The sequence below is a fragment of the Aquimarina celericrescens genome, from assembly GCF_042682765.1.
Taxonomy (GTDB): Bacteria; Bacteroidota; Bacteroidia; order Flavobacteriales; family Flavobacteriaceae; genus Aquimarina; species Aquimarina celericrescens.
In genome coordinates, this window is record NZ_JBHUHY010000002.1 from 88,760 (window position 1) to 108,098 (window position 19,339).

The window sequence follows — 19,339 nt, forward strand, 5'->3', positions numbered from 1 at the left end:
ATATCTGTTGGAAATAAAAAATCAGCTTGACATAATTTTCAAGCTGATTTTTGTTCTTAATACAATATAATTTTAGTTCGAGAAATGTTAGCAGATATATAACCCACTAAAATAATCAAAACAGCAAACTTTAGCTCCGTCTACAAATATAAATGATCCGTCTCCTCCGCATGGACGATCTATGCCTCCATTAATTGTTCTTTGCTCGTTTTTGGATAGCTCTTGAGATCCTTCTAAATTTAAAAGTGTTTTTTTCATAATTGAAAATTTTAGGTTGTAAGAATATTTTTTAAATAGAATTCTATCTAAATTTAAAGCTTTTTTTACGTTCTCTAATCACATTAATTAAATTTAACAACCATTCTACAAGTATATCAAGTATAGCAACCAAGTATAATATTATTTATTTACTATTTAATATTTTGTAGTGCCTCTTCAACGGGTATTTCACCCTCTAAAATTTCAAAAACAACGTTGTTGGCTACATTGTCATGTAATGATCTCACTAATGTTTCTGCAACATCATCCCTACTTATCTCCCCCGACGTTTTTAATTTGTTTTTTAATATTATTTTGCCTGATCCTTTTTGATTATTTAAAGATCCCGGACGTACAATGGTGAAATTTAGATTACTCTCCTTCAAGTACATATCTGCATTGTGTTTGGCTTTTAGATATTCTTTTAGATCATCTGCTTCGCCAGGATTATCGGCTCCCATAGAGCTTAACATGACAAACTTTTTTATTCCTGATTTCTTGGAGGCATCTATTAATTTTTTAGCCCCTTCTTGATCAACTTCTACCACTTTTTTACCCCCTGAGCCAGCCGCAAAAACGACTTTATCAATGTTCTTTGTAACATGGGATATTTCTTCTTCTAAGTCGCCAATTACGGTCATAACACCGCTGCTCTCGAATTTTGATTTTTGCTCTTCTTTTCTGATCATCGCTATCGGATTAAAAGACCCTGATTTCTCTAAAAGATCTACTACTTTTTTTCCAGTGGTGCCGTTAGCTCCTGCTACTAATATATTTTCCATACTATCATTAATTTTAGTAATAAAAGTAGCTTTAGTCTACTTAAGAAGTTAATGCATATCGATAAAATAATAACCTAAATCCATTACATCTGTGTAAATGAACTAATCGTAATTCTCTTCTTCTTCTGGTGGTAATGTTTTGCCCAATATTTCAATACCTTTTTGAATGACTAGTGAAGTAGGTAGTGTAATATTTTTACCGCTATCAGTCTTCATGAACAAATAGAAACCCGTGATGTCTTTTACCTCACCAGTCCAATCAAAATCTTTATCCATGATCCGAACCCTATCCCCTAACCTAATAGGATGACTAAAAAATAATATGACACTAGCGGTAAGATTAGAAAGAATAGACCATTGCGCAAAAAAACCTACTCCTAATACTGCCAGAATTGAAGAGATAAAGACTGTGAATTGTTTTAAATCTACTCCCCAGATAATTGCCAGTGAAGAACCCGCAAAACCGTAGATTAAAAAATAACTAAGGTAAAAAATAACCTTTCTTCGATTCACCTCTATAGCTCTAACAAAACTGAATTTTCTAATAGCACGCTTGGTAATAATAATCAAAATTAAAACTACCATAGTCAAAATAACCGTGTATAACAGTTCCTGTTTAAAAGTTACCATACCTATAATTTTTATTTTCCTGGCAAATGTATTTTAATTTTCCTTATAAATAATCATAATATTAACTCTTGCCAATTATTCTTAGGCTTCAATTTCGGGTAGTATTAAAATAGGTGAAGGACTATCAAAACTTATTTTTTTCACAACATTCTCCTGCGTTAACTTTTGAAAAAAATTATACTTATGATTGATCAAACAAATCATATCACCTTGCGATTGTAAAATAAAATCCCGTAAAGCATCGGTCTCGTCACTTTCAATATCAATTTTGCAAAAAATATAGTCCAAGCCAGACAATAATAATTTTAAATTTGCTTTATTGGATTGTTGAGTCTCTGTTAAGTATTCTTCCTGCATGACTCTTGCAATGTTAATCTTACATTGGTGTTGTTTTGCTATTTCGATCAAGGTAGTCAATTCTTGATTAAAGAATTTTCTTTTAAAATTTGTCGAAAACACTATATTTTGAGGTGCTTTAACAGCATAATTTTTAGGCACCACAAGTACCGGGCAATTGCTAACCCGATTGATCACTTTCACCGTATTGCTTCCAAGAAATATTTCTTGAGCACTCTCAGCCCCTTTTGTACCCATGATAATCATATCAATATTCTTCGAACTTACAACAGATGTTATGGCAGCCTCGAGAGTACTAGAGTCAGAAACAGGGAGAAATTTATGCAAATCATTCTTACTTGATTCTCGAATTTCATGAATAAAATGATTTAATTCGGTTAGAGAATCTTTAGACATTTCTTCAATCCATTCGTCATTATACTCATCCCCTAACAAACGTGATTGATTACTAATATAAACATTCAATAAAAAAAAGGTACAAGGCTCTTTTTGAAATATTATTTTTCCGTATTCTATTGCCTTCAAGGCATTATTGGAAAAATCTATGGGAACTAAAATATTTTTCATCCTGAATAATAATGTATTATTAAATATACAAAAAAATTGAGCCCAAAAACACGTGTTTCAAGCAAAGTGATGTACTACAGTGCTGCTTACAAATTTACGAGACGTTCAAAATTGGATAGAAAAAAAATTTAAAATAAACTTTGAATAATCAACACATGTTTGAATCTCAAAATGTAACTTGGCCTGAATTAGTAATAAAAACTTAATCAAGATATTGCTATACTATCTTGGAGTTTACATAAATACAAAAAAAACCTTGAAAGAAAAAGATATAAAAATAATAGGAAGTGAAGAGTGGTGTGTTTTTGAAGAATTTGGCATACCGGCAATAAAGGCACGAATTGATTCGGGCGCAAAAACCTCTTCAATACAAGCAAATAATATCAAAATTTTCCTTAAAGGGACTGCCGAATGGGTACGTTTTGAGGTTAATCCTATTCAAGATAATCGTAGTATTATGATTACGTGTGAATCTAAAATTCATGACAAACGCATCGTAAAAAGCTCGTCAGGTATATCTGAACAACGAATTGTAATTAAAACACCGGTCACTATTGGTAATACTACTTTTGAAATTGAACTGACTCTTGCGAATCGGGATGCTATGGAATTTAGAATGCTTTTGGGCAGAGAAGCTTTGCTGGATCGCTATATGGTAAATCCATCGGCTACTTACCTCGAAAGAGATTTCACAACCCAACAAATAGCAGAAAAATATGCGCCATTTGTCAAAGAGAAATCGGGATTAAAGATTGCCCTATTGGCCAGTAACCCAGAATTGTATAGCAATAAACGTATTGTTGAAGCTGGGATTGCCAGAGGTCATGAAATGGTTTTTCTTAACGTAGAGCAATCCTATATGAAATTGGATGCAATTGAACCTGAGATTCGATACAGAGGAGGCAATATTATTGATGCGTTTGATGCTATTATTCCGAGAATAAAACCATCGGTCACCTTTTATGCTTGTGCACTTATTCGCCAGTTTGATTCTATGGGTGCTTATTGTTTAAATTCTGCAGAAGCGATTAGCCAGTCGAGAGATAAGTTATTCGCAACACAGCTATTTGCCAAGCATGATATTCATATTCCTATTACAGGATTTGCAAAATCTCCTTTGGACACCAAAGATTTAATCAAATTAGTGAATGGTGCTCCTTTGATTATTAAGCTTTTAGAAAGTACGCAGGGTAAAGGAGTTGTACTGGCAGAAACCAACAAAGCAGCAGAAAGTGTAATTAATGCTTTTAAAAGTGTACAGACCAACATATTAGTTCAAGAATTTATTAAAGAAGCTAACGGACAGGATATTAGATGTTTTGTGGTTAACGGGAAAGTAGTAGCTTCGATGCAAAGGCAGGCCGCAAAAGGCGAATTTAGGGCGAATATCCATCAAGGAGGATCGGCTTCAAAAATCAAGATTACTTCTCAGGAGCGTAAACTTGCCCTAAAAGCTGCAAAAATATTAAACCTACCTGTCGCCGGAGTAGATATTATACGTTCTAATAAAGGACCACTTCTACTAGAGGTTAATTCTTCTCCTGGGTTAGAAGGTATCGAAAATGCAACAGGACTTGATATTGCTAATATTATGATAGAGGCTATTGAAAAGAGATTAAAGTTTAAAAGATGATGGTTTCCATTTACGAATTTCATTTCAAAATTAAGAATACGCAATTGTTTATTATCGCAGGTACCTTTAATTTATATTATAATGGATCGTAAACTCTTGTCAATACATACTTTTCTAATTGAAAGAAACCAGGCAGTGTTAATAAGAAAAAATCTCTGAGTAAGCCAGAGATTTTTTCTTTAAAAGCATGAATTTATTCTTTGATACCTTCAAGATCCAGCATAAAGGCATAAGATAATGCTGTTCGCTTATAACGCGCAAAACGACCAGAAGCACCGCCATGTCCTGTTTCCATGTCGCAATCCATGATCAACAAGTTATCATCTGTTTTTAAATCCCGAAGTTTTGCAATCCATTTGGCAGGTTCCCAATATTGTACTTGGCTATCCCAGTACCCTGTAGTGATCAGAATATTAGAATATTCTTTTGCCTCGACATTATCATACGGTGAATATGACTTCATATAATCGTAGTATTCTTTATTTTTAGGATTCCCCCATTCATCAAATTCAAATGTTGTTAATGGTATGGTTTCATCCATCATTGTAGAAACAACATCTACAAAAGGTACTGCTGCCACTACTCCATTCCATAATTCTGGTTTCATATTCAATACAGCTCCCATTAATAAACCGCCTGCGCTACCACCCATAGCATACGTATGCTCTGGACTGGTAAAACCTTTATTGACCAAATATTCACCACAATCAATAAAATCCGTGAACGTGTTTTTCTTTTTTAGTAATTTTCCATCTTCATACCAATGCCTGCCCATTTCTTGTCCACCTCTGATGTGCGCAATTGCATAAATAAAGCCTCGATCTAATAAACTTAATCTTGTAGAGCTAAAATACGGTTCTGTACTATTACCGTATGACCCATAAGAATACAATAGTAACGGGGTGTCAGCTGATTTTTTGGTTCCCTTTTTGTATACTAACGAAATAGGAATCTTTACTCCATCTTTTGCGGTGGCATACAATCTCTCAGAGATATAATTATCTTTAGAAAAATTGGGATCCAACACTTCTTGTTCTTTTAAAACTGTTTGCTCCTTTGTTTCCATATTATAATCAATAGTGCTAGAAGGAGTTGTTAACGAAGTGTATGAATAACGTAAAACATTAGTGTCAAAATCAGGATTAGTTGCAGTATAGGCTAGGTATGCAGGGTCATCAAATTGAATGTAATGATCATTATCACCGTTCCATTTCATCACTCTAATAGTACTTAAACCTTCTTTTCTCTCACCTAAAACAAGATGATTTTTAAAAACAGTAAAATCTTCTAATAAAATATCCTCTCTATGTGGTATAACATCTTCCCAATTTTCTTTGGTAGTAGCACTTATTGGAGTTTTTACTAATTTAAAATTAGTTGCATCCATATTTGTACGTATGTAGAAATGATCTCCAAAATGAGCTATTCCATACTCTAGATCACGCTCTCTAGGTTGGATAATCTTCCATTCTCCATTGGGCGTGTCGGCACTTAAAAAGCGATATTCTGTTGATAGGGTTTGATAACTACCAATGATGATAAACTTATCTGATCTAGACCTATAGACAAAAGTGCTAAATGTATCATTTTCTTCATTAAATACCAGTTCATCTTGGGACTGATCTGTACCCAAAACATGTTTATAAATCTTATTGGCTCTTAATGTAACGGAATCTTTTGACGTATAAAACACAGTTTTATTATCATTCGCCCAAGCAGCACTACCGTTAGTGTTTTCGAGCTTATCAGAAAGTAGTTCTCCGGTTTTAAGATTTTTAAAATAAATAGTATAACGACGTCTTGAAACAGTATCGATACCGTACGCAAGTAATTCATTATTAGGGCTTACAGATCTGCCGCCTATTCCAAAATAAGAAAGACCTTCTGCCATTTTAGGTCCATTAAGCATAATTTCTTCTTCTGCATTATCTTCTAGTTTCTTGCGACAATATAATGCGTAGTCCATCCCTTTTTCATATCGTGTATAATACGAATACCCATTGTCATTGTATGGCACCGAAGAATCGTCTTTTTTAATACGACCTACAATTTCATCATATAATTTTTCCTGCAACTGTTCTGTATGTTTCATAGCAGCTTTTTGGTACTCATTCTCTGCATTAAGATAGTCCAATACATCCTGAGTTTGAGCATCTGGTGTTTCTGCATTTTTTTGTTTATCACTCAAACGCATCCAAAAGTAATTGTCTATACGTGTGTCGCCATGAGCCCTTAGTTCTTTGGCTACTTTCTTGGCAATAGGAGCTTCAATAGATTGATGTATTCGTTCAACTGTTGTCTTCTCCTTCTTACATGCTATAAAAAGCATGGCAAAAATGACTAGTGAATAGATGAATTTGGTTTTCATAAAAAAATTGGATTAATTTTTAACAAGTCTTTTACAATTATTATTGCAATTTAACTTTTTTAAACAAGTAAAAATAGTAACAATGGACTTTAATTGAGAAAATTTATTTTGATTATTCCTTTAAAACTAATCTTATAAATACGAGGACAATACGTTATATTATTATTGATGTTTTGAAAAGACAAGAAAGATTTATTTTATAAACTGGTATCTAACAAATAGAATAGAATCTCCGAACCATAATCCTAAATAACAACTTGATCAGCTCTTAAAAGTCGTTTATTGGGAATATACAAAATAAGTTTAGATAATATCTTTGCTAACTCTTTTTGATAAGCTAAAAGTTAACTAATTCTAAAAAGAGCAATAATACCCGATGGAAATTTAGTGTGAATTATCGTAAAACTAATATAGCAACATTAAGCTTCTGTACAACTCTATCGATAGGAACACCTATACTAGGTAACTGAAAGGTTGAACGACTAGTTTTACGCCTTCTGGGAATACATAACAGTTCAATATTCGTCTTTGAAACATAAGAAGCTAAACCGTCAAGTGCATTAACCCCTTCAGAAAACACATAGGAAATTGCACTTTTACCATCATAATCTATAGCTTCACTTGGCTCTAATTTTTTACGATTACGAATACTAAAGAATTTTAAAGGATTATTTCCCCGAAGTTTTAAATCATTGATAATCTCTAATCCCTCGCTGTGTAGCGTATCACCAAAAATACCTAAAGAAATATCAGTATAAGAATGAAATACGTGGTCCTCTCCAGAAATCAGAACATTGGCTGCACATTTTGTAAGTACGAACTTTGTGATTCCATGACCTGAAAAGTTAAGCAGTTTTGATTTTCGTTTTCCCAACAAAACCAGATCTGGTTGTAATTCATCAATTTTTTCTTTTATGGTTTGTTTTATATTTCCATAAGAAATTTGAAACGGAATGGTAATACCTTCTTCTTTCTCTGTCTTACGTACTACATTTTTTAATTTGGTCTGTACCTCACGAGAATCCTCTTGGATCGCCCGCATAGCAGAAAATTGATTTTCATAATCTGCTATGTCAGCCGGGGATTTCACACACAAAACTTCTACTCTACCCCTAATGACCTTCGCTAATTGTACGGCATTTTTAAGTGCCGTTTCTGAGGATTTTGATAGATCTGACAACACTAATAAACGATATTTATAATCTTGATTTCGAGTATGCATCGTAGTTTAATTTTGAGTGAGATTCGAAGATAAATGAATACAGATTCATATACTTACTCTATAAATATAATACAATTACTATTAATATGCAGTAGTTTAACTTTTGGTTAATAATATTACAACATTTTAAATGCTGCAGTTATTGAACGTAATAATAAATTTGCAAGGAATAATTTTTAACAATGTCTGATTACTTTTTTGGCGGGAGTCATATCTTGGTTAGAAGGAAATTCTTTAATTAAGAAACTTAAAAGTTACTTAATCACTTTTCATTCTCATCTTTTACTCGCACAAAAGGCACAAACCTTACTGGCAAAACTTTCTTAGTCTTTATTTTACCCTTTTTCTTAGTCGCTAAAAATAAATTTCTTTGATTCGAAGGGCCTATAGGTATAATCATACGTCCACCCTCCGCTAGTTGATCTAATAAAGGTTATGGTAAAGTTTTAATTCCTGCGGTAACTATAATAGCATCAAAAGGAGCTTTTTCCTCCCAACCATTGTATCCATCACCTATTCTTGTTGTCATATTATCATAGCCTAATGTTTCAAGTGTTTTTTAGCTAACGCACCTAATTCATTTACAATTTCTATAGTGTATACAGATTTAACAATCTCTCCCAGTACGGCTGCTTAATATCCAGAACCTGTACCGATCTCTAAAACTTTGTCCTCAGAATTTAACTCTACTATTTGAGTCATAAAAGCTACAATATATGGTTGCGAGATTGTTTGTCCATAACCAATAGATAAAGGACTGTCGCTATAGGCATATGGTTTCATTTTTTCAGGAACAAATTGTTCTCTAGTAACATTTTGCATCGCTTTTAAAGTAGCTGGGTCTTTAATACCTCTTGGTACGAGTTGGTTGCTCACCATGACTTTGCGCTCAATATCATGTTTTATCTGCGCGTATCCGAAAGATATATTGAAAAGCAGGCCTGTTATGAAGCATATCTTTAACATATTGTGTGCTGTTGCTCATTAATACTTCTATGTTTATAAAGATACTTTAAAAGTTTTGAAGAATATTGTTGGTTTAGAGAACTTAAGACTTATAAAAGGCAAAATTAATAACTTAGACCTTGGTAATCCAATTTTTGATAGATTTAGATAGTATGGCAAGTATTTCCATGCACAGAAAATGAATCAATATTTACTCGAATTTAATAATTATCCTTTGGATAATTATTTGATTGTTCATAGTCATCTTTAAAGTTAAAAAAATGAAAAAAAAGTCTGGATCGAGATCAATTTTTAGCTAAAAATTAAGATTTAACCAGTCCATTTTATATAACTTGAATCACGAATAGAAGACTAGATACTTTATAATATTAAGTAGTTTAATTGATTGTAGTGGCGCAAGATTTAGTGATTTTTCTTCTTAAAAAAATCTTGTTATACCATCGATTTGAAAATATTGATTGATTGTCATGTCTTCTGTAGTTTATAGAATAATTTTAAGCAAACTAAATTAATTTAATAAGATGTTTCGTATTTGATAGAGGCGATACACTTTAACTATAAAATCCATCCTAATGAAAGAATTATTAAATATTGAAAATCCTGAAAGTTTAGGTAAATGCCCCTTCAGAGGAACTAGAATTGGTGGAGCATTGGGTAAGCAACCGCAAATAGACGATTGGTGGCCCAATCGCTTAAAAGTTGAATTGCTTCATCAGGATCCTCCACAAGCAAATCCATTGTCAGATCTTGATTACAAAGAAGCGTTTGAAAAAATTGATTATGAAGAATTAAAAAAGGATATAAAAAGGCTTTTAACAGATTCTAAGGACTGGTGGCCTGCAGATTATGGCAATTATGGCCCACAAATGATAAGAATGGCTTGGCACTCTGCAGGAACCTATAGAATAGCTGATGGCAGAGGTGGTGCAGGACAAGCGATGCAGCGTTTTGCACCCATTAATTCTTGGTGGGACAATGGAAATATTGATAAGTCCCGTAGATTAATATGGCCTATAAAACAGAAATATGGAGAAGCTATTTCTTGGGCAGATTTAATAGTGCTTACAGGTAATTGTGCGTTGGAAATTATGGGATTCAAAACTTTCGGTTTTGGTGCAGGTAGAAGAGATGCTTGGGAACCTGATCGTGGCACCTATTGGGGAACTGAATTTTGGAATGGCAAAACCGTATATGAAACTAGCAAACATGATCACAACGGACATCCCGGAGAAATGGTTACCAGAAATATAAGATGGATAGGAGAACCAAAAGATCAATATTACGACTTAGAAAATCCACTTGCTGCCACCAATCAAGCTTTAATTTATGTTGATCCCGAAGGACCAAATGGAAATGGTAATCCTTTAGATTCAGCACGGGATATAAGAGAGACTTTTGCCAGAATGGCGATGAATGATGAAGAAACTGTAGCCTTAATAGCTGGTGGACATGCCTTCGGAAAAAGTCATGGTATGGTATCTGCAGAAGAAATAGGTCCGGCACCAGAAGGAGCCCCTATACAGGCTATGGGTATGGGATGGCAAAATCCAAAAGGTACTGGATTTGGTAAGTATACGATGACTAATGGAATAGAAGGATCTTGGACTCCCAACCCAACGCAATGGGATAATAGTTATTTGGAGAATCTATTCAAATATGAATGGGAACAAACAAAGAGTCCTGCCGGAGCGGTTCAATATAAACCGGTGGATCCTAATGCTCCAAAGACTCCTGATGCACATGAGGAGGGAAAAATGAATGAATTGATGATGATGACTTCAGATCTGGCGCTCAAAGATGATCCAGTATATAACAAAATATGCAGAAAGTTTCTGGATGATTTCGACTATTTTAGTGATGCTTTTGCCAGAGCATGGTTTAAATTAACTCATAGAGACATGGGACCAAAAGATCGATATTTTGGCCCTGAAATTCCTAAAGAGGATTTAATTTGGCAAGACCCTATTCCTAAAAGAAATCATCCAGTAATAGATTCCTCAGGTATAAAACACTTAAAGGATAAAATATTGAATAGTGGTAATAGCATTTCAGCATTAGTTTCTGCAGCATGGTCCAGTGCTTCTAATTATAGAGATTCTGATAAAAGAGGTGGAGCTAATGGTGCAAGAGTGAGATTAAACCCTATGAAAGATTGGGAAATTAATCGCCCCGAAGAACTCAAAAAAGTAATGGCTAGCCTAGAGTCTATCGCTCATGATTTTAATCATTCTCAATCTGATGGCAAGAAAGTATCATTAGCTGATTTAATAGTACTAGGAGGTTGTGCAGCTATAGAAAAATCGGCATCTGCGGCAGGAATTAGTATAGAAGTGCCATTTACAACCGGTCGCATGGACACAACTCAAGAATTAACAGATGCAGAAAGTTTTGATTGGTTAAAACCGGTTTCTGATGGATTTAGAAATTATCATAATGATCAAGTAGGATTTCATATTCCGCCAGAACATATATTTCTAGATCGCGCACAACTTTTAACCCTAACAGCACCAGAGTGGACAGTCCTAGTTGGTGGATTGAGAGTTCTGGATCAAAATTATGATCATTCCAAATTAGGTGTTTTTACCGATAGACCAGGAGTGTTGACTAATGATTTTTTTAGAGTGCTTACAAGTATGGATTACGAATGGGTGCCTGTCGATGATAAAGAAATGATTTTTAACTTAAACGATAGAAAATCAGGTGAGACTAGATATAAAGCTTCAAGATGTGATCTTATTTTTGGCTCTAATGCTCAACTAAGAAATATTGCAGAGGTTTATGCAGCAGATAATGGTTTACATCGATTCATAAAGGACTTTGTAAAAGTATGGGATAAAATCATGATGTTAGATAGATATGATGTAAAGAATGCATAACTAAAAAGGGTGAATAATATTTCTAATATTATTCACCCTTTTTAATTGACTTAGTATCTGTAGTTTACATTAGTAAGGGATAATTTTATTTATTTTACCAGTAAAATTTACATAAAAAATATGCGGTTTTACCACAGTGAAACTATACTATATTAGGCGTATATTTGCACAGAATAAAATTTAGAAACATGGTACAATCATTTCTTCATTCTATTTTGTTCTATTCTCATCTAGGCGTATAAATTTTATACCCTGTAATAGGGTAGACAAAAAGCCATCAAGTATTATCTTCAATTACTACATTGTGTTTTGAATATAATTGTGATCAAGAAATTTTTGTTTTTCATTCCTTAATTTGATATTTATTCAATTTAATTGTTGAATATTAACATCATTTTATGAAAATTAAGTTTGTGGCATAAGATTTGCGGTTAAATTTTAAGTTTTATTTATGAATCAATTGTATTATTAATTTTAAAAATCATGTTCAAGCCAAATTTACATTTACGACACAGTACCCTAAAGGGTCAATTGGCGGTAAATCCATCTTTGATTGGACTTTTTCTAGAAACCGTCTGTGATATCCCATGGAGTACGATATCGTATGACGAAGAGACAAAATTGTCAGCTAAAAAGAGAAAAAGTTTGAGAAGTTTTGGTAACCAGATGAGTTCGTATTTGCGTTGGTTTGCTTTATGTCGTCTAGCTCAGGACGTAAAACAGGAGTAATAAAGATAAACCAACCAAGTATCTAAATCACAGCTTATTTTTTTCTACAAAGTTATATCCTGATACTGTTAATCTATAGTAAGATAAGTTTTCTATCTTGGTTTTAGAAAGCAATTCTAGTGCTTCCAACTCATGAATAACACGTATCACTTCTTTTCTTTTTTCCGCTTTTGATAATTTGTATACTTCTTTAATAGAAAGACCATCTTTATGATAATTTTCAAAAAAGATTGTCATTATAGTAACACGATCAAAGGAAGTCTTTAGCTCTTCAAGTGAAGATAAATTGCCAAGTATACTTGTTGCCGGTGTATCTGAAGATAAAACACGTTTGATTTCTTGGGTCACTTTTAAAAACAGTGCATCTCTTTGTCCTTCATTCATTACAATCAATGGTTCAGAAGGTGGATTTATAGTTTGAAACCTTGATATGGCATCGATATCAGAAAACATACAATGGCTTATTATAATAGGAAATATATGAGCTCCCTCTTCTTTTGCAGCAGTGAGTAGTGCAGGTAGTTCTTCATTATTGATAAATTCTGAAGAAATAAAATTCGCACTGACCATTAGTATAGCAACTTTGGTAGAACCTATTTCTTTATTTATTTCAGTACGCCAATCTGCTCCAACCTCAATTTTTGAATCCTCCCAGATGGTAAATTGATATTCACGCTCTAAATAGCTTAAGTGTACTCGAAGGTAATCCAACCATTTCGCATCTTTTTTACTATAACTAATAAAAACTCCGTGTCGCTTCATATTGGTTTTTATGGCCGAAACCTTTTAAGACTATAAATTTATGAGATAATTAAAAAATGTGCATACTCATACTATACTTTTATGAAAAAAATATGTGGAATTTATACTTTGACGCTAGAGATTATTAAATTTAGCTAGAATTTTATTTTGAACTTATGAATTCTGATAAACATAAATAACAAACCAATGAATGAAGATCAATACATAAAAGAAAGAGTCGATGACCAAATAGAGTGGTACGGTAGTAAAAGTGCGACCAATAAGGCTTTACATTTATGGACAAAAGGACTTATCATAACTTTTTCTGCTCTTATCCCATTTATTTCTGGTTTTCTTAAGTCCGGGCCAGAATATCTAGATTATGTCATTGGGGTCCTTGGTATGCTTGTTGCTATTTTAACAGGTATTTCAGAGCTCATGAAATTTCAGGAAAAATGGTCAAAATACCGCACCACAGCTGAGACATTGAAACATGAAAAATTTCTATACAGCACTCAATCGGGGCATTACAAAGATCAAGAGAGACACTTCAATTTGTTTGTAGGTCGCATTGAAAACCTGATCAGTACCGAGAACTCTGATTGGAGCAAGATTATAAATCAGGAAGAGTAATTTTTATCCTTTATTTACCATGATCAAGCGCTACTTTTTTAGTATTTTTAGTATGTTATCGTATTCTAAACGTTTTGTATCCAAACATATATTCCACTTTATACATTGTATTCGTTAAGCATTATTTAGAGTAATATCAGGCATTGAATTTTTGGTAGAGTTCAAACATTTAAAAATTAAAACTCCATGAAAGCATCAGGTATACCATCTCACGAAAGATCTTTTTATAGAACAGGTAGAGATTCTCAAGGGAAACAATTCGTTCTCTCTCCTCAATCTATTGCCACAGGAGATGGCGAAACAATGAATTATTTGGATTGTGTTCGACAAAACCAAGATGACTCTTTTTACTATGAAGAAGTAGAAAATAAAACAAAGATTGTGTTGCATTTTACCGCTGGTTATCTCAAAGGTGATATTGCCCAGCTTACGATGCCATCAAATCATGTCTCAGTGCCGTTTGTTATTGCAAGAGATGGTACAATACTTAAACTTTGGCCGTCAAAATATTGGTCCTACCATCTAGGTAGAGGTGCAATAGGTGGAAATACCACGATGAGCAAGCAAACCATCGGTATCGAGCTTTCAAATATTGGTTTTCTTAAAAAAAATGGAAGTAATCTCGTTTCGGTATATTCAAATACTGATGTGTACTGTAACCTAAATGAAACCAATTTTTATACAAAACTTGATACTCCCTTTAGAAAAGAAAACTATTTTGCTACATATACTCAAAAACAATATCATAGCCTCTCTATTTTACTGAAGTATTTAACAAATACATATAATATTCCTAGAAATTTCTTGCCCGTCAACAAAAGGTATGCTACGCTAAGTAGAAATGATGTAGAAAGTTTTAATGGAATCCTATCCCATATAAACTACAGAGAATCCGGTAAATGGGATATTGGAGAAGCTTTTGAATGGGATAACATTATACAAAGTATCAATGGTTCTGTTGTATAATGAATAACTTATCTTGTATCTTATTGTTAATATCCGGGAAACTGACAAATTAAAAAAGTAGCGATCCCATTATATTACTTCTCTTCCCCCTTAATATTATATGATCATATATTTTTAAGTACTACAAGGATGCAATCAAATCTTCCTCCAGGTTCTCTTCATCAACCGTATTTAACAGGCCTGTTGTATTTAGAAAGTCATTAGAAAATACTTTTGCCATTTCCTTTGATAAAAGTTTATTTCTTTGTTTTTTCCACTCTGAAACTTTGGCCCCATACATATCCTCTACCAGGTTTGGAAAACCCCAATCTGAATTTTTACCCCAATGAATGGTAAAAGGAATATCGTTCTCCCGTAATACCTGTATCATTCGGCGAGAAAATTCTTTTAAACTCATTAATTTTCTTGATTTATTCCATAATACACCATCAATTTCTATCATACAGGTAATAGGAAACTTAGTAAATGCGAGGGTGGCTTCAGATTTTTTTACAAATCGCATCGCATAAATACCAGGAATAGGTCCTTCATCTTTTGTAAGGTCAATTAATATTTTAAGGGCTTTTTCAGAATCGTTAACATCTACTCCAAACGAACAGGCAAATGCGGGTCCTTGATAAGGTGCGTCCCAAAAAGTTTCATACAAAGTACCAATAGATTCTTCATTTACATCTGGTAAAATCTGTTTTTCTAATCGTTTAATAAAAAAAGGTATTTTTTTCGGAAACCGTTCGCTGATCTTTATTAATAGATGAATTAAATCTTTGTAAACCGATTTTTCTATCGTCGCAAAGGGATCAGGATAATTATCGGTATACTTTTTCTTGTACATTGCTTCTATCACATATTCACTTTCATCGGTATACGGATTAATAAAAACTTTATAGTGATAGGGCCTTAATCCCTTTCCGTTTGAATCTGTCTCTCCTTGAATACGGAAACTAGAATTAGCAAAATCCATAGTTCGCGCAAGTTCTAGAGCAGTATTTTTATCAATTTTCTTCACGTATCGTTTCAATAAGAATTGATCTTCAGCTTCAATGACTACCCCGTGTATAAACCCAAAAGATCCCAGACCAACTAGTGCTGCATTAAATAAATCATCATCCCTAATTATTCTCGATTTTATTTTTTGAGCAAATACATCATTAAGAGCCGGATCGCTTTGTCTTTCTATATACACAACATCATCAGGATTAGGCCCTATGATAAGATTTAGTCCAACTACGTAGTCCTGTACAGATCCTACATCAAGAGCAGAGCCATGTACCCCGGTAGAAATGCAACCCGCTATAGTTTGTCCATTACTAGCCCCACTAGTCTTCAATGATTTTTTATGCATTTCTAATGTTTGTGAAATTTCTTTTATAGTATTTCCGCATTGAAAGAAAAAAAGATTAGCACCATCATACGCCGATCTGGCATGAACATCGCTTAATGAAATCTTTAAGTCGAGATTCATAAAAACATTATAATGCATTCTGTCTTTTTGATGTGCAATGTTAGACATAGACCAACGAGCCCCATACGCCCGAAATCCTTCGTCATTATCCAGTGCTTCCTTCAAAAGACGACGAATCTCATTGGCAGCATCATTATATCTATCAATTTCTGAAGGCATATTAGCCTTCCCTTCTAATCGTGTTTTCTGTAACAATTTTAAATCAAAAGGACCATTATTGTGTAACGTATCCCATTGAGATGTTTGATGAGAAATAGTATTTGCCATAGTTTATTAGTTTTCAGGTTTCATGCAGACATATTTGATTTTTACTTTACGTTTACTGCCAAAAGTGATCAGGTATAATAAAGAACCTCCAAAAGTATTTTTGTATTCAACAGAGAATAGTTTACCGGTTTCGCAGCCAAATCTTTGAACTCGAATACCAATATCATCAACAGCTATGCTTGCTTTAATAATGGTATCAAGAACCACTACCCTTTTATCGCGATAAAAATTACCTTGATCTTCGGGACAATTTTCATCAATCCCACTTTGACAAGGCATAGGAGCACCTTTTGTACTTACTAATCTTACAGAATAACAAGAAGTGAATAGCAGAAATACTCCTATTATCATAAATAAAACATGTGATCGGTTTTTAATAAATGTTGTCATAATACATATGGTTAAGATTAAAATGTTAACACATAAAAATCTATAGATTATTTTCTGTAAATGAAATCAATATACTGGGGGGATATTACTTATGACAATTGAGGAATTTAAATTTAGGGAAAATTTTAAAGAATAAGACTGAAAATTCCCCGATTAATATCTTGATCTTAATAGTTATAAATTATTAATAGCCAAAACAATAGAAAAAAAAGGCTTCAAAAGAATATTTGCTATTTTAAAAAAAAATGGGAATTTATCAAACAACTTTATATACCTCCAAAAAAAAGGGTTTTTCACCCTTTTGAATTTTAGTTATTTCTCCCTTGTACAGTGAAGATTGTAATATTTAAATCTATAACTGAAAACACTTTTGCTTTTGAAGAAAGCTTTAAACAAAGATGATTATGATTTAACTTTTAGGATTTTCCAACAAAAAAGGCCTATAAAGGCCTTTCTTTAAAAATATAGGTAAGTTCAGGGTATTGATAGATCTTATTCTCCAGCTAGTACTACATAAGATTTAGTAACAGGAGATATACTATAATTTTTTACACTCTTTATATTTCTAAGGTGCTTTTCGGCTTCCTCAAAGGCCGTTTCTAATGCACTTCGCTTTGAATCCTTATCAACAACAATAGTTTTAGAAACAATACTACCATTATTATACTCAATCGTCATCTTCCATTTCTTTAAGGAATGTGCATTTTTATTTTTTGAGACATCATCATCTTCCCCCCTTTTATGGTCTGTCTTTTCATTTTTTTCAGCCGGAACGTATCGAGATTCTGATGGCGTAGCATTACCAAGAGAAATACATAATACTACAATTGCAAATAAAAGTTTCATAGTTGTGAATGATTTGAATTTGTATGCAACGAATATACAAACATATTTTTAATAATCATATATTTTTTTAATAAAAATTTATTTGTATATTTGATTCCTTTTTACTTATTTCATTATGGTTAACAAGAAACTAAAAAAGCTTCTCAAAAAAAGTAAAGGAGCAAAAACTGTTTATGGGATATCCAAGGCTTTGGGTGTAAGTCCACAGGCAGGTGATTATGTGGTGAAGAAAAAAGACTTGGTAAAAGACTTTGAACGACTACAGAAAATTGCCGATTATATGGGAGTAGAAATAAAGGATATTATCGATTACAAAGAGAAATAGAAAATTCTTCATCCCCCGCGTATACCGGTTTCTCTCCTATAAGTTGAAAAAAAACCAAATTATTCTATTTTAGAATTAATCTTCATATAATACGTTGATTTTCTTCTCAATACTTTAAGAAAACATACACTGTATTGGCATTTTTTTAACTGTGAGCATAAGTCTTTTTCGCTACTTTTAAGCCAATTGATCATTCTATAAATCAAACAGTCATGAAAACATTAATAACACTCGTTCTTTCATTAATCCTTTCCTTTACCATGGGCATCGTTAAAGCAGACTCTTCTTTAAAGGCTAATTTTGTAAATGGTGATCCGGGAATTACCTCAATTAACACTATGACATTTGGTCCCGAAGGGATTCTGTTTATTGGAGACAGTAAGGCTGCACAAATTATTGCGATAGATCTAAGCGCACATCAAAAAGTTGACAACAGTAAAGTAAAAATCGATTTTTTGGATAAACTAATTGCAGATATGCTAGGTGCCGCAACTGATCAGGTGCAGATAACAGATATGGCTGTAAATCCAGAGAATGATAACATTTATATTAGTGTTCATTATGGCGCTGGTACTCCCATACTATTACAGGTTGATAACAATAAGCTAAAGCAGATTTCTCTAGCCGATGTTTCTTATAGTAAAACCAATATAAACGATCCGGTTGCAAAAGATGCCAAAGACAAAAGAGGTCGAGAACTTAGGAAGTGGGCCGTGGCCGATATAAGATATGATTCTGGGAAAGTATTATTGTCTGGTTTAAGCAATAAAGAGTTCGCATCTACATTCAGATCTATAGATTTTCCTTTTAATGATAAGCAAAGTTACGGCTCTCTTGAAATTTATCATGCAGCGCATGGTCAATATGAGACGCATGCACCTATAAAAACATTTATGACTACCCGCATAAAAGGTAATCCACACATTGTAGCAGGATATACCTGTACGCCTTTGGTAGTTTTGCCCATGGACAAAATAAAACCCGGAGAGCATCATAAAGGCAGAACAGTTGCAGAATTAGGAAATGGAAATACTCCTGTAGACATGATAGAAATTGAAAACGAAGGTAATCGTTATTTACTTATCGCAAATACGAACAGACCACTTATGAAAATGGACTTTGCAGACCTTGAAGCATATGAAGATGTACTTACCACTCCTATTACAAAAAAAGGTGCTACAGCAGGTGTAGCTTATGTAAATCTTCCCTATGTCAACGTTCAACAACTAGACAAGCTTGATAATACTTTTTTGATGATTCAAAGAGAATCTTCAGGAAATCTAGCCTTGAAAAAAGGAAGTGCCTGGTGGTTTCAATAATA

General features: G+C 33.3%; 18 protein-coding genes and 1 pseudogene. 7 read left to right on the top strand and 12 right to left on the bottom strand.

The genetic code is table 11. From position 1 onward, the window contains the following. Positions 1-87: 87 nt before the first annotated feature. The 4 genes from ACFSJT_RS00385 to ACFSJT_RS00400 all read right to left on the bottom strand — a co-directional run bounded on the left by ACFSJT_RS00385 (position 88) and on the right by ACFSJT_RS00400 (position 2,594). Entirely contained in the window at positions 88-258 is a 171-nt protein-coding gene (locus tag ACFSJT_RS00385) for a hypothetical protein (RefSeq protein ID WP_378318184.1), read from the bottom strand. A gap of 152 nt (positions 259-410) precedes the next feature. Beyond that, positions 411-1,040 carry an SDR family oxidoreductase gene (locus ACFSJT_RS00390; RefSeq protein WP_378318185.1) on the bottom strand — a complete coding sequence of 210 codons (630 nt, stop codon included), beginning with the start codon at positions 1,038-1,040 and terminating at the stop codon, positions 411-413. A gap of 102 nt (positions 1,041-1,142) precedes the next feature. Continuing rightward, a complete protein-coding gene (locus ACFSJT_RS00395) occupies positions 1,143-1,670 on the bottom strand; it encodes a mechanosensitive ion channel domain-containing protein (RefSeq protein WP_378318186.1) in 528 nt (175 codons plus the stop codon). 81 nt (positions 1,671-1,751) lie between these two features. After that, entirely contained in the window at positions 1,752-2,594 is an 843-nt protein-coding gene (locus ACFSJT_RS00400) for a universal stress protein (protein ID WP_378318187.1), read from the bottom strand. Positions 2,595-2,850: 256 nt separating this feature from the next. On the opposite strand from ACFSJT_RS00400, the gene rimK reads away from it, so the two are divergent. Further along, on the top strand, positions 2,851-4,227 hold the full coding sequence (gene rimK / locus ACFSJT_RS00405; protein ID WP_378318188.1) for a 30S ribosomal protein S6--L-glutamate ligase: 1,377 nt from the start codon (positions 2,851-2,853) through the stop codon (positions 4,225-4,227). A 193-nt stretch (positions 4,228-4,420) separates the two neighbouring features. On the opposite strand, the gene ACFSJT_RS00410 is transcribed toward rimK, so the two are convergent. The 4 genes and pseudogenes from ACFSJT_RS00410 to ACFSJT_RS00425 all read right to left on the bottom strand — a co-directional run bounded on the left by ACFSJT_RS00410 (position 4,421) and on the right by ACFSJT_RS00425 (position 8,783). Then, positions 4,421-6,595: a S9 family peptidase gene (locus ACFSJT_RS00410; protein ID WP_378318189.1), complete on the bottom strand. Its 2,175-nt coding sequence runs from the start codon at positions 6,593-6,595 to the stop codon at positions 4,421-4,423. 394 nt (positions 6,596-6,989) lie between these two features. Continuing rightward, the gene (locus ACFSJT_RS00415) at positions 6,990-7,817 is read right to left on the bottom strand and encodes a universal stress protein (RefSeq protein WP_378318190.1); all 828 of its coding nucleotides are present in this window, start codon (positions 7,815-7,817) and stop codon (positions 6,990-6,992) included. A 262-nt stretch (positions 7,818-8,079) separates the two neighbouring features. Next, positions 8,080-8,346, bottom strand: a pseudogene (locus tag ACFSJT_RS00420) (protein-L-isoaspartate O-methyltransferase family protein). A 104-nt stretch (positions 8,347-8,450) separates the two neighbouring features. Then, on the bottom strand, positions 8,451-8,783 hold the full coding sequence (locus ACFSJT_RS00425; RefSeq protein WP_378318191.1) for a protein-L-isoaspartate O-methyltransferase family protein: 333 nt from the start codon (positions 8,781-8,783) through the stop codon (positions 8,451-8,453). Positions 8,784-9,355: 572 nt separating this feature from the next. Between ACFSJT_RS00425 and katG the strand changes: the two genes are divergently transcribed. Together katG and ACFSJT_RS00435 are read left to right on the top strand one after the other, a co-directional pair. Next, the gene (gene katG / locus ACFSJT_RS00430; RefSeq protein WP_378318192.1) at positions 9,356-11,659 is read left to right on the top strand and encodes a catalase/peroxidase HPI; all 2,304 of its coding nucleotides are present in this window, start codon (positions 9,356-9,358) and stop codon (positions 11,657-11,659) included. Between the two features lie 483 nt (positions 11,660-12,142). Beyond that, complete coding sequence (locus ACFSJT_RS00435) at positions 12,143-12,388, top strand: hypothetical protein (protein WP_378318193.1); 246 nt, start codon at positions 12,143-12,145, stop codon at positions 12,386-12,388. Positions 12,389-12,415: 27 nt separating this feature from the next. Here the strand turns inward: ACFSJT_RS00435 and ACFSJT_RS00440 are convergent, their stop codons facing one another. Then, positions 12,416-13,150: a toll/interleukin-1 receptor domain-containing protein gene (locus tag ACFSJT_RS00440; RefSeq protein ID WP_378318194.1), complete on the bottom strand. Its 735-nt coding sequence runs from the start codon at positions 13,148-13,150 to the stop codon at positions 12,416-12,418. 186 nt (positions 13,151-13,336) lie between these two features. Here ACFSJT_RS00440 and ACFSJT_RS00445 point away from each other — a divergent pair, with 186 nt between their 5' ends. After that, entirely contained in the window at positions 13,337-13,762 is a 426-nt protein-coding gene (locus ACFSJT_RS00445) for a DUF4231 domain-containing protein (RefSeq protein ID WP_378318195.1), read from the top strand. Positions 13,763-13,948: 186 nt separating this feature from the next. Beyond that, positions 13,949-14,728 carry an N-acetylmuramoyl-L-alanine amidase gene (locus ACFSJT_RS00450; RefSeq protein WP_378318196.1) on the top strand — a complete coding sequence of 260 codons (780 nt, stop codon included), beginning with the start codon at positions 13,949-13,951 and terminating at the stop codon, positions 14,726-14,728. A 121-nt stretch (positions 14,729-14,849) separates the two neighbouring features. Here ACFSJT_RS00450 and ACFSJT_RS00455 read toward each other — a convergent pair whose 3' ends face one another. The 3 genes from ACFSJT_RS00455 to ACFSJT_RS00465 form a co-directional block, all read right to left on the bottom strand. Further along, a complete protein-coding gene (locus ACFSJT_RS00455; protein ID WP_378318197.1) occupies positions 14,850-16,457 on the bottom strand; it encodes an FAD-linked oxidase in 1,608 nt (535 codons plus the stop codon). Positions 16,458-16,463: 6 nt separating this feature from the next. After that, positions 16,464-16,847, bottom strand: coding sequence for a hypothetical protein (locus tag ACFSJT_RS00460; RefSeq protein ID WP_378318198.1), 384 nt, complete (start codon positions 16,845-16,847; stop codon positions 16,464-16,466). 492 nt (positions 16,848-17,339) lie between these two features. Beyond that, positions 17,340-17,693: a hypothetical protein gene (locus tag ACFSJT_RS00465; RefSeq protein WP_378318199.1), complete on the bottom strand. Its 354-nt coding sequence runs from the start codon at positions 17,691-17,693 to the stop codon at positions 17,340-17,342. A 115-nt stretch (positions 17,694-17,808) separates the two neighbouring features. Between ACFSJT_RS00465 and ACFSJT_RS00470 the strand changes: the two genes are divergently transcribed. Together ACFSJT_RS00470 and ACFSJT_RS00475 are read left to right on the top strand one after the other, a co-directional pair. Beyond that, positions 17,809-18,018, top strand: coding sequence for a hypothetical protein (locus tag ACFSJT_RS00470; RefSeq protein ID WP_378318200.1), 210 nt, complete (start codon positions 17,809-17,811; stop codon positions 18,016-18,018). A 212-nt stretch (positions 18,019-18,230) separates the two neighbouring features. Next, the gene (locus ACFSJT_RS00475) at positions 18,231-19,337 is read left to right on the top strand and encodes a hypothetical protein (protein WP_378318201.1); all 1,107 of its coding nucleotides are present in this window, start codon (positions 18,231-18,233) and stop codon (positions 19,335-19,337) included. Positions 19,338-19,339 lie beyond the last annotated feature (2 nt).

Coding starts and splice junctions, on each gene's coding strand:
- ACFSJT_RS00385 (WP_378318184.1), bottom strand. CDS start 258: ATGAAAAAAACACTTTTAAATTTAGAAGGATCTCAAGAGCTATCCAAA.
- ACFSJT_RS00390 (WP_378318185.1), bottom strand. CDS start 1,040: ATGGAAAATATATTAGTAGCAGGAGCTAACGGCACCACTGGAAAAAAA.
- ACFSJT_RS00395 (WP_378318186.1), bottom strand. CDS start 1,670: ATGGTAACTTTTAAACAGGAACTGTTATACACGGTTATTTTGACTATG.
- ACFSJT_RS00400 (WP_378318187.1), bottom strand. CDS start 2,594: ATGAAAAATATTTTAGTTCCCATAGATTTTTCCAATAATGCCTTGAAG.
- ACFSJT_RS00410 (WP_378318189.1), bottom strand. CDS start 6,595: ATGAAAACCAAATTCATCTATTCACTAGTCATTTTTGCCATGCTTTTT.
- ACFSJT_RS00415 (WP_378318190.1), bottom strand. CDS start 7,817: ATGCATACTCGAAATCAAGATTATAAATATCGTTTATTAGTGTTGTCA.
- ACFSJT_RS00425 (WP_378318191.1), bottom strand. CDS start 8,783: ATGTTAAAGATATGCTTCATAACAGGCCTGCTTTTCAATATATCTTTC.
- katG (WP_378318192.1), top strand. CDS start 9,356: ATGAAAGAATTATTAAATATTGAAAATCCTGAAAGTTTAGGTAAATGC.
- ACFSJT_RS00435 (WP_378318193.1), top strand. CDS start 12,143: ATGTTCAAGCCAAATTTACATTTACGACACAGTACCCTAAAGGGTCAA.
- ACFSJT_RS00440 (WP_378318194.1), bottom strand. CDS start 13,150: ATGAAGCGACACGGAGTTTTTATTAGTTATAGTAAAAAAGATGCGAAA.
- ACFSJT_RS00445 (WP_378318195.1), top strand. CDS start 13,337: ATGAATGAAGATCAATACATAAAAGAAAGAGTCGATGACCAAATAGAG.
- ACFSJT_RS00450 (WP_378318196.1), top strand. CDS start 13,949: ATGAAAGCATCAGGTATACCATCTCACGAAAGATCTTTTTATAGAACA.
- ACFSJT_RS00455 (WP_378318197.1), bottom strand. CDS start 16,457: ATGGCAAATACTATTTCTCATCAAACATCTCAATGGGATACGTTACAC.
- ACFSJT_RS00460 (WP_378318198.1), bottom strand. CDS start 16,847: ATGACAACATTTATTAAAAACCGATCACATGTTTTATTTATGATAATA.
- ACFSJT_RS00465 (WP_378318199.1), bottom strand. CDS start 17,693: ATGAAACTTTTATTTGCAATTGTAGTATTATGTATTTCTCTTGGTAAT.
- ACFSJT_RS00470 (WP_378318200.1), top strand. CDS start 17,809: ATGGTTAACAAGAAACTAAAAAAGCTTCTCAAAAAAAGTAAAGGAGCA.
- ACFSJT_RS00475 (WP_378318201.1), top strand. CDS start 18,231: ATGAAAACATTAATAACACTCGTTCTTTCATTAATCCTTTCCTTTACC.